Below are 14,330 nucleotides of genomic sequence, written 5' to 3'. Positions count from 1 at the left end.
AGGAGCAAGGCTTGCCCGCGATGCTTTTCAAGCAGACGCCGCTTCTTTGTAGGCCTTCAGAGCCTTGAGCCGTTCGCGCTTGAGCGCCTCGCCCAGCTCCGGGCCTTTGAATCCCAGCTCCAGCAATGGCTGAACCGCCACGGTGCGTGCGGCGGTCGCCGCCCCTCGCAAATAATCCGCTTGTGGATAACTTCTCTGCTCAAGGCCTTTGCGGCCGCGGGCATCCATTTCGCAGGCGTTGATGAATTCTTCAAAGCGCTGCGGCCGTCGGTAAACGTCGAAGCTCTGCAGTAATTCCAGCAATGTCGACGGCTTCAGTTCCAGTGCGCGGTGACCATGGGTGTGGTACTCGCCAACCAGCAACGCCAGTTCCTGGCAGTCGCGCGGGGCCTTGAAGCGCTCGTTGACCGCTTTGATCAGCCTCAGGCCCTTGTGCTCGTGAGCGATGTGTCTGGGCCACTGGCTCTCGGGTGTCAGGCCTTTGCCCAGATCATGCAGCAGGCAGGCCCAGCGCACGGTCAGCGGCTGCTTGTGCAGGGCGGCCTGCTCGAGAACGCTCAAAGTGTGCACGCCGCTGTCGATTTCCGGGTGGTGGGCTTCGGGTTGTGGCACGCCGAACAGCGCTTCAACCTCGGGGATCAAGACGTTCAGGGCGCCACAGTCGCGCAGAACCTGGATGAATACGTGCGGCTGGTCTTCCATCAGGGCGCGGGAAATTTCTTTCCAGCTGCGCTCTGCGGTCAGCGCCTCAAGCTCACCTGATTCGCTGAGCTGACGCATCAGGTCCAGAGTCTCGGGGGCTACCGTGAAGCCGAGCCCGGCATAACGTGCGGCGAAACGGGCAACACGCAGTACACGGAGAGGATCTTCGGCGAACGCGGGGGAAACGTGGCGAAGCAGGCGCGCTTCAAGGTCACGCTGGCCGTGATACGGATCGGTCAATCGACCGTGATCGTCTTCGGCCATGGCATTGATCGTCAGGTCGCGACGAATCAGGTCTTCTTCCAGGGTGACTTCCGGGCTGGCATGGAAGGTGAAGCCGCCGTAGCCGCGTCCGCTTTTGCGTTCGGTGCGGGCAAGCGCATATTCCTCGCCGCTTTTGGGGTGAAGGAATACCGGAAAATCGGCACCCACCGGGCGATAGCCCTTGGCGAGCATTTCTTCGGTGCTGGCGCCCACCACCACCCAGTCGATGTCGGTAACAGGCTTGCCGAGCAGGCGATCACGGACCGCGCCGCCGACTTTATAAATCTGCATAAAAAACCTCCGTTAGCCCGACAGGATAACCCTTGCGTCGAACTTTCGGAGGTCCGGCTGACATCAAAGATGAATGACGGCGAGGTCCATCCGACCGTATTCGCCCTCGCTATGCTCGCCTTTTGGCGGGACATGATGGGTTTTCATTACCTGGTCACCTTGCAGGGTTTCCAGGTGAATATCGAAGCCCCAGAGGCGGTGCAGGTGCTTGAGCACTTCCTCGGTGGAGTCTCCGAGTGGTTTGCGATCATGTTGCTGATGGCGCAGTGTCAGCGAGCGGTCGCCGCGCCGGTCGATACTGTAGATCTGTATGTTCGGTTCGCGGTTACCCAGGTTGTACTGTGCTGCCAGGGTTTCACGAATGGTCCGATAGCCTTCTTCGTCATGAATGGCTGGCACCAGCAGGTCGTCTTTCTGGTCGTCATCGAGAATGCTGAACAGTTTCAGGTCACGAATCACTTTGGGTGACAGGTACTGCAGGATGAAGCTTTCGTCCTTGAAGCTGCTCATGGCGAACTTGATGCTCGACAGCCAGTCGGTCCCGGCGATTTCGGGGAACCAGCGGTAATCCTCTTCAGTAGGGGCTTCGCACATGCGCCGAATGTCGCGGTACATGGAAAAACCCAGGGTGTAGGGGTTGATGCCGTTGTAGTAAGGGCTGTCGAACCCGGGCTGGAAGACTACGCTGGTGTGAGAGGCCAGGAACTCCATCATGAAGCCGTCGGTCACCAGGCCCTCATCGTACAGGTCGTTCATCAGGGTGTAGTGCCAGAACGTCGCCCAGCCCTCGTTCATGACCTGAGTCTGACGCTGTGGATAAAAGTACTGCGCGATCTTGCGCACGATCCGTACGATTTCCCGTTGCCATGGCTCCAGCAGCGGGGCGTGCTTTTCGATGAAGTAGAGGATGTTCTCCTGCGGTTCTGCCGGAAAGCGTGCGTTGTCTTTCTCGTTGAACTTGTCTGCGCCTTTTGGAATGGTGCGCCACAGGTCGTTGATCTGCTTTTGCAGGTGTTCTTCACGATCCTTTTGCCGGCGTCGCTCTTCTTCCGCGGAAATCGGATAAGGACGTTTGTAGCGGTCGACACCGTAGTTCATCAGGGCATGACAGGAGTCGAGCAGGTCTTCCACGGCATCGATGCCATGGCGTTCTTCGCATTGCATGATGTACTGCTTGGCAAACACCAGGTAGTCGATGATCGAGCTGGCATCGGTCCAGGTGCGGAACAGGTAATTACCCTTGAAAAAGCTGTTGTGGCCGTAGCAGGCGTGGGCCACTACCAGTGCCTGCATGCAGATGGTGTTTTCTTCCATCAGGTAGGCGATGCACGGGTCCGAGTTGATCACGATCTCGTAGGCCAGTCCCATCTGGCCGCGACTGTAGGACTTCTCGGTGCTGAGGAAGTGTTTGCCATAGGACCAGTGGTGATAGCCCAGCGGCATGCCGACGGAGGCGTAGGCATCCATCATCTGCTCGGCGGTAATCACCTCGATCTGGTTGGGGTAGGTATCGAGCGCGTAGCGGGCCGCAAGACGACTGATTTCCCGGTCGTAGGCCTGGATCAGCTCGAACGTCCATTCGGAGCCTGTAGATATGGGTTGGCGCTTCTGCTCTTTGGCGGTCATGTCACTAACCTGCGCTGGAAGAGTTCACGGAAAACCGGATAGATATCCCCGGCCGAGACCAGTTGTTGCTGGGCAAACGTGTCGGAAAAGGCTTCGCTGATACGCTCGTATTCGTACCACAGGGCCTGGTGTTCGCGGGGGGTAATCTCCACATAAGTGTAGTACTGCACGAATGGCATGATCTGGTTGATCAGGATGTCTCGGCAGATCGGCGAGTCATCGTTCCAGTTGTCACCGTCGGAAGCTTGCGCGGCGTAAATGTTCCAGTCGTTGCTCGGATACCGTTCGGCCATGATCTCCTGCATCAGTTTCAGGGCGCTGGAAACGATGGTGCCGCCGGTTTCGCGAGAGTAGAAGAACTCTTCCTCATCGACTTCCCGGGCGCTGGTGTGGTGGCGGATGAACACCACATCGATTTTCTCGTAGTTACGCTTGAGGAACAGGTACAGCAGGATGAAGAACCGTTTGGCGATGTCCTTGGTGGCTTGGGTCATGGAGCCGGAAACGTCCATCAGGCAGAACATTACCGCCTTGGAGCTGGGGTTGGGCTGCTTGATCAGCAGGTTGTACTTGAGGTCGAAGGTGTCGAGAAACGGCACACGGTTGATGCGCGCGCTCAAGCGTTCGATTTCTGCCTCGATTTCCTGAATATCGCCGAAATTGTCTGGTTCTTCCTGTTTAAGTCGTGCCAGTTCCTCTTTTGCTACCCGCAGTTTCTCCCGGCTGCTGCCTGACAGTGCGATACGCCGAGCATGGGCCGAGCGCAGGGTGCGGATGATGTTGATCCGTGAAGGATTGCCTTCGTTGCTGATGCCGGCGCGCACGGTCTTGAAAGTATCAGTGCCGCTCAGGTTGCGCTTGACCAGGTTCGGCAGCTCCAGGTCCTCGAACATGAACTCGAGAAATTCTTCCTGGGTGATCTGGAACACAAACTCGTCCATGCCCTCGCCGGAGTTGCCGGCCTTGCCGGGGCCTCTGCCGCCGCCACCTCCCGGCGGACGAGCAATATGCTCGCCGCTGGTGAACTCCTTGTTGCCGGGATGCACGATGGTCTGCTTGCCGCCGCGACCATGGTGAAGCACTGGCTCGTCGATATCGCGGCCAGGAATGCTGATTTGCTCACCGTGCTCCATATCGGTAATGGAACGCCGGCTGACGGCCTCTTCGACGGCCTTCTTGATGTGATCACGGTAGCGCCGCAGAAACCGCTGACGGTTTACCGTGCTCTTGTTCTTGCCATTGAGACGTCGGTCGATCACATAGCTCATGACTGCTCCTTAGAAGCTGTCTTGAGAAATCGCGAGCAAGTCTGGCGGTAATGGGCGCGGGGCAGGAGGCGCGATCTTGCGCCTCCCGTACCACCTGCGCGTTGCCTGGACTTCGCTGCCGATTTCCAAACACCTTCCTGAAACCTGTGTAACAGAAATTTGTCATGCAGGCTTCGGGCTAACGACAACCGGTCTGACCGGCAGCGTATTACTGCGATTTCCTGACCCGCAGGTACCACTCGGAAAGCAGTCGTACCTGTTTGTCGGTGTAGCCGCGCTCGACCATCCGTGTAACGAAGTCGTTGTGTTTCTGCTGGTCCTCTTTGCTGGCCTTGGCGTTGAAACTGATGACCGGCAGCAGATCCTCGGTGTTCGAGAACATTTTTTTCTCGATGACCACCCGCAGCTTCTCGTAGCTGAGCCAGGTCGGATTCTTGCCGTTGTTGTTGGCCCGGGCACGCAGGACGAAGTTGACGATTTCGTTGCGGAAATCCTTCGGATTGCTGATACCCGCCGGTTTCTCGATTTTCTCCAGCTCTTCGTTGAGGGCTACGCGGTTGAGGATCTCGCCGGTTTCCGGATCGCGGTATTCCTGATCCTGAATCCAGAAGTCCGCGTAGAGCACATAGCGGTCGAAGATGTTTTGCCCGTATTCGCTGTAGGACTCCAGGTAGGCGGTCTGGATTTCCTTGCCGATGAACTCGATATAACGCGGCGCCAGGTACTCTTTCAGGAAGCGCAGATAGCGCTCGCGGGTTTCCGCCTGGAACTGTTCCTGTTCGATCTGTTGTTCCAGCACATAGAGCAGATGCACCGGGTTGGCGGCGATTTCATGCGGGTCGAAGTTGAAGACTTTCGACAGGATCTTGAAGGCAAACCGGGTCGAAAGACCGTTCATGCCTTCGTCAACGCCCGCGGTGTCGCGGTATTCCTGGATCGACTTGGCCTTCGGATCGGTGTCCTTGAGGTTTTCACCGTCATACACGCGCATTTTTGAGTAGATGTTCGAGTTTTCCGGCTCTTTGAGGCGCGAGAGCACCGTGAACTGAGCGAGCATCTTCAGGGTGTCGGGTGCGCAGTGGGCCTTGGCCAGGGAGCTGTTGAACAGCAGCTTGTCGTAGATCTTCACTTCGTCACTGACCCGCAGGCAATACGGTACTTTGACGATGTAGATCCGGTCGATGAAGGCTTCGTTGTTCTTGTTGTTGCGGAAGGTGTGCCACTCCGATTCGTTGGAGTGCGCGAGCAGGATCCCGGTGAACGGAATCGCGCCCAGGCCTTCGGTACTGTTGTAGTTGCCTTCCTGGGTGGCGGTCAGCAATGGGTGCAGCACCTTGATTGGTGCCTTGAACATTTCGACGAATTCCATCAGGCCCTGGTTGGAGCGGCAAAGTGCGCCCGAGTAGCTATAGGCGTCGGCGTCGTTCTGCGGGAACTCTTCCAGTTTGCGAATATCGACCTTGCCCACCAGCGCCGAGATGTCCTGGTTGTTTTCGTCACCTGGTTCGGTCTTGGCCACGGCGATCTGATTGAGGATCGACGGGTAGAGTTTGACCACCCGGAACTGGCTGATATCGCCTCCGAATTCGGCCAGGCGTTTGGTCGCCCAAGGCGACATGATGGTGTTCAGGTAGCGCCGCGGAATGCCGAAATCCTCTTCGAGGATTGCGCCGTCTTCGGTGGCGTTGAACAGCCCCAGCGGAGACTCGAACACCGGAGAGCCCTTGATGGCATAGAAGGGCACTTTTTCGATCAGCTGTTTCAGCTTCTCGGCCAGGGATGACTTACCGCCACCGACGGGGCCGAGCAGGTAGAGGATCTGTTTCTTCTCTTCCAGGCCCTGAGCTGCGTGGCGGAAGTAGGAGACGATCTGGTCGATGCATTCTTCCATCCCGTGGAAGTCTTCAAAGGCCGGATACCGACGGATCACCTTGTTGGAAAAGATGCGCGACAGTCTCGAATTGGTCGAGGTGTCGAGCAACTCCGGTTCGCCGATGGCCAGCAGTAGTCGCTCGGCGGCGGACGCGTAGGCGCTACGGTCCTTTTTGCACAGTTCGAGATACTCCTGCAGAGTGAGCTCTTCCTGCCGTGTGGACTCGAAGCGTTGTTGGAAGTGGCTAAAGATACTCATGACGTCACCTCGCTCGATACGTGGAGCCGACGTCGGATCAATCAGTGGATGCTGGCAAGCAACTGAAAGTGCAGTTGCCTTTTACCCCCCTGAACACCTTCAAAGCTATCAACCCTGAAAGCTACTCCCGATGATCCGTGCGCCGGTGTACCGGCTCTCCCCTGTTTTGGATGGCCTGAGGCTAAGGATAGTTCGGAATCTGCAAGGTAAGGGGGGCAATGCGTAGTTTTGTTATGACTACCGTTCGTCAGCCCACGGCGGGCGTGGGCTGGAGCGTGTGAAAAAAATTATTCGGCAGTGCCTTGCGCTGTTTCCGAGGGATAAATCGTACGCCAAAGCTCGAATCCACCGTCCATGCTGTAGACGTCGGAAAAGCCCTGGCTGACCAGATATGCCGCAGCGCCCTGGCTGGAATTACCGTGATAGCAAACCACTACGGTCGGTGCGTCGAGGTCGGCGGCGGTGATGAATGCGTGCAGGGAATGATTATCCAGATGCTTCGATCCGCTGATGTGCAGTGCGGCGAAAGTTGCCGGATCGCGGACATCGACTACCACCGCGCCTTGTTCGCGCAATGCCTGGGCTTGTTCTGGGGGGATGCGTTTGAATTCGCTCATGGCGGGCTCCTGTGGCCTGACTGAAAGCGCAGCCTAGCGCTTGGCGCTGGCCGACAATAGTTCGGGGGTCGTTGGGGGGACATACGGCAAGGTGTGGCCCTGGGCATCGCATTTGCAATGCAGGCGCTCGCCGGTATCAACGTTCATCAAGGTCATCGAGCCACCCCAGACACAACCACTGTCCAGGGCGAAGATGCCCGGTTCATTACATTTACCTTCGAGCGCGGCCCAGTGGCCGAAAATGATCTTCTTTCCGCGGGTCTTGCGTTGCTGGTGTGAGAACCAGGGGGCGTAACCGGGTAGCGCGCTATCGAGGCCTTCCTTGCTCTTGAGATCTAGCTTGCCGTCGCTGGTGCAAAAACGCATGCGAGTGAAGTAGTTGGTGATCACCCGCAGGCGGGCAGCACCTTTAAGGTCGCCGTCCCACTTAAGCGGTTCGTTGCCATACATGCCATCGAGGTAGGGCGCGATGCGGTTGTCGTCACGTAATGCTTCTTCGACTTCGGCGGCGCACTTCAAGGCTTTGCGCAGGGACCACTGCGGCGGTATACCGGCATGGACCAAGGCAATATCGCGTTGTTCGTCGTAGTGCATGAGCTTTTGCTGGCGCAGCCACTCAAGCAGGTCCTCGCGATCCGGGGCTTCGAGGATTTCACGCAGGGTGTCGGCTTTGCGCAAGCGTTCGATGTTGTAGCCGGCAGCCAGCAAGTGCAGGTCATGGTTGCCCAGTACGCACACCAGCGATTCGCGGATGCCATAGAGAAAGCGCAGGGTTTCCAGCGATTGCGGGCCGCGGTTGACCAGGTCGCCGACCAGCCACAGATGATCCGTTGCAGGGTCGAAGGCAACCCGCTTGAGCAGGCATTGCAGGGGCTCAAGGCAGCCTTGCAGGTCGCCGACGGCGTACGTCGCCATCAGTGCAGGGCTCCGGGCACCGCCAGGCGGAATGGCGCGATGATAGCGTCGAAGTGTTTACCGTCTTCAGCGAGCATTTGATAAGTCCCCTGCATGTTGCCAACGCGGGTAGTCATCACGGTGCCGCTGCTGTAGGTGTGGCTCTGGCCGACATCGATCAGCGGTTGCTGACCCACCACGCCTGCGCCGCGAACCTCTTCGACATGGCCGTCGCCATCGGTAATTACCCAGTGCCGCGAGAGCAACCTGGCCGGTAGCAGGCCGTTGTTATGTACGGTAATGGTGTACGCAAAGGCAAAGCGGTTCTGCTCGGGTTGCGATTGTTCTGCCAGATAGCGGGTGACGACGCTGACGTCGACCTGATAGCGAGGATCGGACATGCAAGAGGCCTTAAAAGCTAAGCGGGGCGCGTAACTGATTGAGGTCAGTCTAGGCCAGGTACCGGGTAGTAAACCAGACTGGAAGGCTGGTGTCCTACCCGATAACGCTTCTGACCTGTCAGATGTCGGCAGGCTGCTCGGCGACTTGCTCGCTGAGCTTGTCAGCCAGACGGACGAAGGCCGCCAGATCGAGCTGCTCGGGACGCAGGCTGCCATCGACGCCGGCGGCTTCGATTTCAGCATTGCTCAGCAGGGCCTTGAGGGTGTTGCGCAGGGTCTTGCGGCGCTGGTTGAAGGCTTCGCGAACGACGCGCTCCAGCAAGCGATGGTCTTTGGCCGGGTGCGGCAGCACGGCGTGCGGTACCAGGCGGACGATCGCCGAGTCGACTTTTGGTGGCGGGTTGAAGGCGCCAGGGCCGACGTTGAACAAGTGTTCGACTCGGCAGTGGTACTGAACCATGATCGACAGGCGACCCCAATCGCCACCGCCAGGACCTGCCGCCAGACGCTCGACCACTTCCTTTTGCAGCATGAAGTGCATGTCGCGGATGATGCCTGCGTTGTTCAGCAGGTGGAAAATCAGCGGCGTGGAGATGTTGTATGGCAGGTTACCGACGACGCGCAGGCTGTTGGGTGCGGCATTCAAGCTGTTGAAGTCGAACTTCAGTGCATCGCCCTGGTGCAGGTTGAAATTACTCTTGCCGGCGAATTGCTGGTTGAGGATCGGGATCAGGTCCTTGTCCAGTTCAACCACGTCCAGTTGGGCGCCGCTATTGAGCAGGCCTTCGGTGAGCGCGCCCTGGCCCGGGCCGATTTCCAGCAGACGGTCATCGGGCTTGGCATGAATGGAGCGCAGGATGCGGTCGATAACGCCAGCATCGTGCAGGAAGTTCTGGCCGAAACGCTTGCGCGCCCGGTGTTGGTAATGCTCGGTCATAAACGGGTCTCGGCCATCTGGTAGGCGGTTTCCAGGGCGACTTGCAGGCTGCCGGTGTCGATTTTTCCGCTGCCAGCCAGGTCCAGGGCGGTGCCGTGGTCGACTGAAGTGCGGATGATCGGCAAGCCGAGGGTCACGTTGACTGCCGCGCCGAAGCCTTTGTATTTCAGCACAGGCAGGCCCTGGTCGTGGTACATCGCCAGCACCGCGTCGCAGTGCTCCAGATATTTGGGGGTAAACAGAGTGTCGGCGGGCAGGGGGCCACGCAGGTCCATGCCTTCAGCGCGCAGACGCTCCAGGGTTGGTTCAATGATGTCGATTTCTTCGTGGCCCAGGTGTCCGCCTTCGCCGGCATGCGGGTTGAGTCCGCAAACGAGGATGCGTGGCCGGGCGATGCCGAACTTTTGTTGCAGGTCGGTGTGCAGAATCCGTGTGACCCGCTCCAGGCGCTCTGGGGTGATTGCATCGGCAATCTCCCGCAACGGCAGGTGCGTGGTAACCAGCGCGACCCGTAAGCCGCGAGTGGCAAGCATCATCACCACTTGGGGGGTGTGAGTCAGGTCTGCGAGGAACTCGGTGTGGCCGGAGAAGGCGATGCCCGACTCATTGATCACGCCTTTGTGCACAGGGGCGGTGATCATCCCGGCGAAGTGCCCGTCCAGGCAGCCTTGGCCTGCGCGAGTCAGGGTTTCCAGGACAAAGGCGGCATTGGCCTTGTCCAGTTGTCCGGCGGTAACCGGTGCGCTGAGCGGAGTATCCCAGACATACAGGCTGTTGGCCGGCGCCGGAACGTCCGGCCAGCTGGCCGGTGTTACCGGCAGCAAATCGACAACCACGCCCAGCTGCGCGGCCCGCTCAAGGAGCAGGTCGCGGCTGGTAATGGCAATCAGGGGATGTGGCTGGGCTTGCGAGGCGAGTAGCAGGCACAGGTCAGGACCTATGCCGGCCGGCTCGCCGGGTGTCAGCGCAAAACGCTTGGGGTTCACTTCGCCGCCTGGTCGACGCCAGGGAGCTTGATTTCAACGTAGGCTTCGTCACGGATCTGACGCAACCAGGTTTGCAGCTCTTCGTCGTATTTGCGGTTACGCAGTACGGTCATGGCCTGCTGTTCACGGGCCTGGCTGGTGCTGTCGGTGGCGCGGCGGCCAAGGACTTCCAGAACGTGCCAGCCATATTGAGTCTTGAACGGCTTGGACAGCTGACCTTGTTGGGTCTTGGCCATGACTTCGCGGAATTCCGGCACCAGCGCGTTCGGGTCGATCCAGTTGAGGTCGCCGCCGTTAAGGGCAGAACCCGGGTCTTCCGAATAGCTTTTCGCCAGTTCAGCGAAGTCTTCACCCGCAGAAATACGGGTGTAGAGCGATTGAGCCAGAGCCTTGGTTTTTTCTTCGTCGCGGATCGGGCTCGGTTTGACCAGAATATGGCGAACGTGTACTTCGTCACGCACCTGATTGCCGCCGCCGCGTTTTTCCAACACTTTGAGGATGATGAAACCGCCCGGTGTACGTGCCGGTTGGGTGACATCGCCCACTGACATGGCGCTCAGCTCGCGGTCGAACGGAGGTGGCAGTTGAGCGGCTTTACGCCAGCCCATGTCGCCACCTTCCAGTGCGTTGTCGCTCGCGGATTTGGCGATGGCCAGTTGAGAGAAGTCAGCACCCTGCTTGAGTTGCTGATAGATCTCCATAGCCTGGCGCGCAGCGTTCTGAATCGCTTCCGAATTGGCGCTTTCCGGTGTCGGGATCAGGATGTTGGCCAGGTGCAGTTCTTCAGAGAGTTGCACTTTGCCCAGGTCGGAGGCGAGGAAGTTTTTCACTTCCTGTTCGGACACCTGAATCCGTTCGGCCACACGACGCTGACGAACACGGCTGATGATCATCTCGCGACGGATCTGGTCACGAGCGTCGTCGTAAGACAGGCCGTCGTGAGTCAGTGCCGCACGGAACTGATCCACAGTCATGTTGTTGCGCTGGGCAATGGTGCCGACAGCCTGGTTCAGTTCTTCATCGCTAATGCGGATGCCGGAGCGTTCGCCAATCTGCAGTTGCAGGTTTTCGACGATCAGGCGTTCGAGCACCTGCTGTTCCAGCACGCTGGTTGGTGGTGTGCCGCCACCGCGCTTGGCAATGGTTTGCTGAACTTCATGAACCCGCTGGTCCAGCTGGCTCTGCATGACCACGTCGTTGTCGACGATAGCCACCACTTTGTCGATGGACTGTACCGCGGCGTTAGCCGCGGTACCCAGGAACAGCGCGCCCAGCAGCAGCGGGCGCAGACAATCAGAAAGCTTGGTCTTCACGTTCACGATAACCTTGAATGCCTTTGTCGAGGAAGCTCTCTACCTTGGTGCCAGTAACGCCACCGAGACCTTTCAGGACAATTTGGAGGAAGACGCCATGGTCGCCTTTTTCGTTTTGCGGGGCTTCTTGACTGAACTCGTCATATGACACCCAGTAACGGTTGATCAGGCGCAGTTTCCAGCAGCAGTTGTCGTACTCGAAACCACCGAAGGCTTCCAGGGTGCGATTACGGTTGTAGTCGTACTGCCAGCGGCTGATGGCATTCCATTGCGGCACGACTGGCCAGATAACCGAGAAGTCGTGCTGTTTGATCTTGTAGTAATCCTTCACGAAACCAGGCGTGCCAGGGGTGCCATAGTCACCGCCACCCACAGTCCACTTACCAGTGGTCTGGTCATAACGGACCTGATCATTGCGATAGCGATAACCTGCGTTGATGACTTTGTTCGGATTGTCTTCCGGCTGGTAGTGGAACATCGCGCTACCCGAGCGAGGTTTGCGGCTGTCCGGGTCCCAGTTGTAATCAGCCGTGGTCCGCCAATCGCGGTTCCAGCGATATTCGTATTCCAGGGCATACGGCGAGACGTTGGAGTGCGCATCGGCACGGGTTCTTGCATCGATGCCTGGCAACTGGACTTCGCGGTCCTTGAAGTACATGGCCTGGCCAACGCTGATGCGTTGACGTTCGAAACCGTTGTCTTCGATCCAGCGGTTGGTCACGCCCAGCGACAGTTTGTTTTCGTCACCGACACGGTCGGAGCCGGTGAAGCGGTTATCGCGGAACAGCGACGCGTAGTTGAACGTGCTTTCGCTGGTGTCGAAAATCGGGATGTCAGACTGGTCTTTCTCGGGTACATAAAGATAGTACAGGCGAGGTTCCAGGGTCTGGCGATAGTTCTTGCCGAACCATTGGGTGTTACGGTCGAAGTACAGGCCGCTGTCGATGCTCGCGATAGGCACGCCGCGGCTCTGATTGCGGCTGAAGGTGCCGTTCAGGCGATCTCCTTCCGTGCCTTGGAGGGCTATATCGTTTTTACCTTGGCTATCCAGATCAAGGTCGTACTGAGTGTACTGATACTTGAGCGTTGGTTTCAGGAATCCATAGGTCGTGTTGAGCGGAAGACTGATACTTGGTGCCGCATTCAGGCGATTGCCGTTGGCGCGTGCCAAGCCGAAGACTTTGGTATCCAGGAAAGGTGACTGGAGACCATTTTCGTCAGAGAAGTTGCCGGTTCTCAGGTTCCGGTCAAACCGCACCAACTCGGTGTTGTAGGTCATGTCCAGGCCGCCAGGATGTTGCGGCAGGTAACCATTGAAGGTGATCTGCGGCAGGCGGTTGTACGGCGTAATGTTGGCGATCGTTGCCAGCTGATATGCCTGAGCATTCACACGGGCGGTATAGGTATCGCCACGGTAGGTGACCGCACCTTGCTGATTCACGAAGTCGCGGCTTTGAACGCCTATCTGATCGGATTGCAGATCCTGGAAGTAATACGGGTCACTGATTTTGGTGTAGTCGACCTCGGTCATTATCCGCGAATCCAGCCCGCCTTTGTGCTGCCAGTTGAGCATGTAGCGGGTTTTTTCGTAGTCGGACTGCAACTTGCGTTCAGTGTCATCATCGTTGAGGTACGCGGCGCCGAACTGACCTTCGCTGGACTTGGTCAGGTAGCGGAACTCGCCTTCCATCAACAGGCCGCGCTTGCTCATATAGCGCGGGTACACCGTGGCATCGTAGTTCGGTGCCAGGTTGAAGTAGTACGGTGTGACCAGCATGAAGCCGGTTTTGGTGCTGGTGCTGAAGCTTGGCGGCAGGAAGCCGGACTGGCGACGGTTATCTATCGGGAAATAGATATACGGGGTGTAGAACACCGGAATGTCCTTGACCCGCAGTGTCACGTTGGTCCCGGTACCGAAACCGGTCGCCGGGTTCAAGGTGATGTTGTTGCCCTTGAGCTGCCAGGCGTTGCTGTTCGGTTCGCACGTGGTGTACGTACCATCCTTGAGGCGGATGATCGCGTTCTCGGCGCGTTTCGCATACAGCGCGCTGCCGCGAACACGGGATTTGTGCATCACGTATTCGGCGTTGTCGACTTGGGCTTCACCGGTATCGAGCTGTACGTCAGCGTGGTCGCCGACGATCAGGGCTCCGTTATCGCGCAGGCGAACGTTACCGCTCAGCTCGCCACGGTTTTCGGCTTGATGGAGGCTGGCCTCATCGGCCTCGACCTGCATGCTGCCCTGGCGCATGACCACGTCACCGGCGAGGGTCGCCACCTGTTCTTCCTGCTGATAGCGGGAGGCTTTGGCGCCGATAAAGGTCGGGGCGTCACTTTTATTCGTCGTGTCATTCATGCCAGGACGAATTGGTTCGATATAGGAACCAGAGCAATAAGGACCTGTTTCAGCCAATTGGGCAGCGGTGAGCTTCTCACGCGGGACCCAGTCGAGGTGGCTGTAGTCGGCGCTACGCGACTTCAGGGCGCGGCCCTTGGCTTCGGTGACCAGCACAGGCTTGTTGGCGGTTTCGCCACCTGCAGTGCTGCTCTCGGCCGTTGACTCGTTGCCCGAACTGACTGCGCTGCCTTCATGTACAGGGCGCGGTGGCAATTGGGCTGCGTTGGCTTTTGGCGCGCAGTCCCAGGCACCCGAAGCAGAGACTGAGCAGTCATACTGTTCCGCGGCGACCACGAACGAAGTGGCTAGAGGTTGCAGGGCCAGCAAACTGCCGGTGACCAACAACGGAAATTTTTTACGAAACGCGGGGGATTTCAATGCCATCTTATTAGTCCGGGCTTCCTGCGTGCCATCTGCCCGCGGTGTGGGCCGCACGCCTCTCGATGGTCTGAAAAAGATGCTGGATAATAAAGCATGACCCGCTTGACGGCTAGCGCCGTCG

The 14,330-nt window shown here is 58.3% G+C and carries 11 protein-coding genes; all 11 read right to left on the bottom strand.

All coding sequences use genetic code 11. The annotated features are described in order from the left end of the window. Positions 1 to 27 precede the first annotated feature (27 nt). The 11 genes from AABM55_RS26660 to AABM55_RS26610 all read right to left on the bottom strand — a co-directional run bounded on the left by AABM55_RS26660 (position 28) and on the right by AABM55_RS26610 (position 14,212). Positions 28 to 1,257 carry a multifunctional CCA addition/repair protein gene (locus AABM55_RS26660; protein WP_347928165.1) on the bottom strand — a complete coding sequence of 410 codons (1,230 nt, stop codon included), beginning with the start codon at positions 1,255 to 1,257 and terminating at the stop codon, positions 28 to 30. Positions 1,258 to 1,320: 63 nt separating this feature from the next. Continuing rightward, positions 1,321 to 2,883, bottom strand: coding sequence for a SpoVR family protein (locus AABM55_RS26655; RefSeq protein WP_103319633.1), 1,563 nt, complete (start codon positions 2,881 to 2,883; stop codon positions 1,321 to 1,323). Next, positions 2,880 to 4,151 (bottom strand): YeaH/YhbH family protein, encoded by a 1,272-nt coding sequence (locus tag AABM55_RS26650; RefSeq protein ID WP_054594316.1) that lies wholly within the window; start codon positions 4,149 to 4,151, stop codon positions 2,880 to 2,882. The genes AABM55_RS26655 and AABM55_RS26650 overlap by 4 nt, the downstream gene beginning before the upstream one ends. Before the next feature lie 208 nt (positions 4,152 to 4,359). Continuing rightward, on the bottom strand, positions 4,360 to 6,282 hold the full coding sequence (locus AABM55_RS26645; protein ID WP_054594315.1) for a PrkA family serine protein kinase: 1,923 nt from the start codon (positions 6,280 to 6,282) through the stop codon (positions 4,360 to 4,362). A gap of 287 nt (positions 6,283 to 6,569) precedes the next feature. Next, the gene (glpE, locus tag AABM55_RS26640) at positions 6,570 to 6,899 is read right to left on the bottom strand and encodes a thiosulfate sulfurtransferase GlpE (RefSeq protein ID WP_054594314.1); all 330 of its coding nucleotides are present in this window, start codon (positions 6,897 to 6,899) and stop codon (positions 6,570 to 6,572) included. A 33-nt stretch (positions 6,900 to 6,932) separates the two neighbouring features. Then, on the bottom strand, positions 6,933 to 7,814 hold the full coding sequence (locus AABM55_RS26635) for a symmetrical bis(5'-nucleosyl)-tetraphosphatase (RefSeq protein ID WP_054594313.1): 882 nt from the start codon (positions 7,812 to 7,814) through the stop codon (positions 6,933 to 6,935). Further along, positions 7,814 to 8,194, bottom strand: coding sequence for a Co2+/Mg2+ efflux protein ApaG (apaG, locus tag AABM55_RS26630; protein WP_054594312.1), 381 nt, complete (start codon positions 8,192 to 8,194; stop codon positions 7,814 to 7,816). Before apaG ends, AABM55_RS26635 begins: the two co-directional genes overlap by 1 nt. A 118-nt stretch (positions 8,195 to 8,312) precedes the next feature. Next, complete coding sequence (rsmA, locus tag AABM55_RS26625; protein WP_103319640.1) at positions 8,313 to 9,131, bottom strand: 16S rRNA (adenine(1518)-N(6)/adenine(1519)-N(6))-dimethyltransferase RsmA; 819 nt, start codon at positions 9,129 to 9,131, stop codon at positions 8,313 to 8,315. Further along, entirely contained in the window at positions 9,128 to 10,117 is a 990-nt protein-coding gene (gene pdxA, locus AABM55_RS26620) for a 4-hydroxythreonine-4-phosphate dehydrogenase PdxA (RefSeq protein WP_347928164.1), read from the bottom strand. Before pdxA ends, rsmA begins: the two co-directional genes overlap by 4 nt. Next, positions 10,114 to 11,436: a peptidylprolyl isomerase SurA gene (gene surA / locus AABM55_RS26615; RefSeq protein WP_173859940.1), complete on the bottom strand. Its 1,323-nt coding sequence runs from the start codon at positions 11,434 to 11,436 to the stop codon at positions 10,114 to 10,116. Before surA ends, pdxA begins: the two co-directional genes overlap by 4 nt. Continuing rightward, a complete protein-coding gene (locus tag AABM55_RS26610; protein WP_347928163.1) occupies positions 11,411 to 14,212 on the bottom strand; it encodes an LPS-assembly protein LptD in 2,802 nt (933 codons plus the stop codon). Before AABM55_RS26610 ends, surA begins: the two co-directional genes overlap by 26 nt. Positions 14,213 to 14,330: the final 118 nt, after the last annotated feature.

The organism is Pseudomonas helvetica (assembly GCF_039908645.1).
GTDB lineage: Bacteria > Pseudomonadota > Gammaproteobacteria > Pseudomonadales > Pseudomonadaceae > Aquipseudomonas > Aquipseudomonas helvetica.
This window is presented reverse-complemented; position numbering and strand designations above follow the sequence as displayed.

Excerpts from the sequence above, each read along its gene's own strand:
- AABM55_RS26660 (WP_347928165.1), bottom strand. The coding sequence starts at position 1,257 with ATGCAGATTTATAAAGTCGGCGGCGCGGTCCGTGATCGCCTGCTCGGC.
- AABM55_RS26655 (WP_103319633.1), bottom strand. The coding sequence starts at position 2,883 with ATGACCGCCAAAGAGCAGAAGCGCCAACCCATATCTACAGGCTCCGAA.
- AABM55_RS26650 (WP_054594316.1), bottom strand. The coding sequence starts at position 4,151 with ATGAGCTATGTGATCGACCGACGTCTCAATGGCAAGAACAAGAGCACG.
- AABM55_RS26645 (WP_054594315.1), bottom strand. The coding sequence starts at position 6,282 with ATGAGTATCTTTAGCCACTTCCAACAACGCTTCGAGTCCACACGGCAG.
- glpE (WP_054594314.1), bottom strand. The coding sequence starts at position 6,899 with ATGAGCGAATTCAAACGCATCCCCCCAGAACAAGCCCAGGCATTGCGC.
- AABM55_RS26635 (WP_054594313.1), bottom strand. The coding sequence starts at position 7,814 with ATGGCGACGTACGCCGTCGGCGACCTGCAAGGCTGCCTTGAGCCCCTG.
- apaG (WP_054594312.1), bottom strand. The coding sequence starts at position 8,194 with ATGTCCGATCCTCGCTATCAGGTCGACGTCAGCGTCGTCACCCGCTAT.
- rsmA (WP_103319640.1), bottom strand. The coding sequence starts at position 9,131 with ATGACCGAGCATTACCAACACCGGGCGCGCAAGCGTTTCGGCCAGAAC.
- AABM55_RS26610 (WP_347928163.1), bottom strand. The coding sequence starts at position 14,212 with ATGGCATTGAAATCCCCCGCGTTTCGTAAAAAATTTCCGTTGTTGGTC.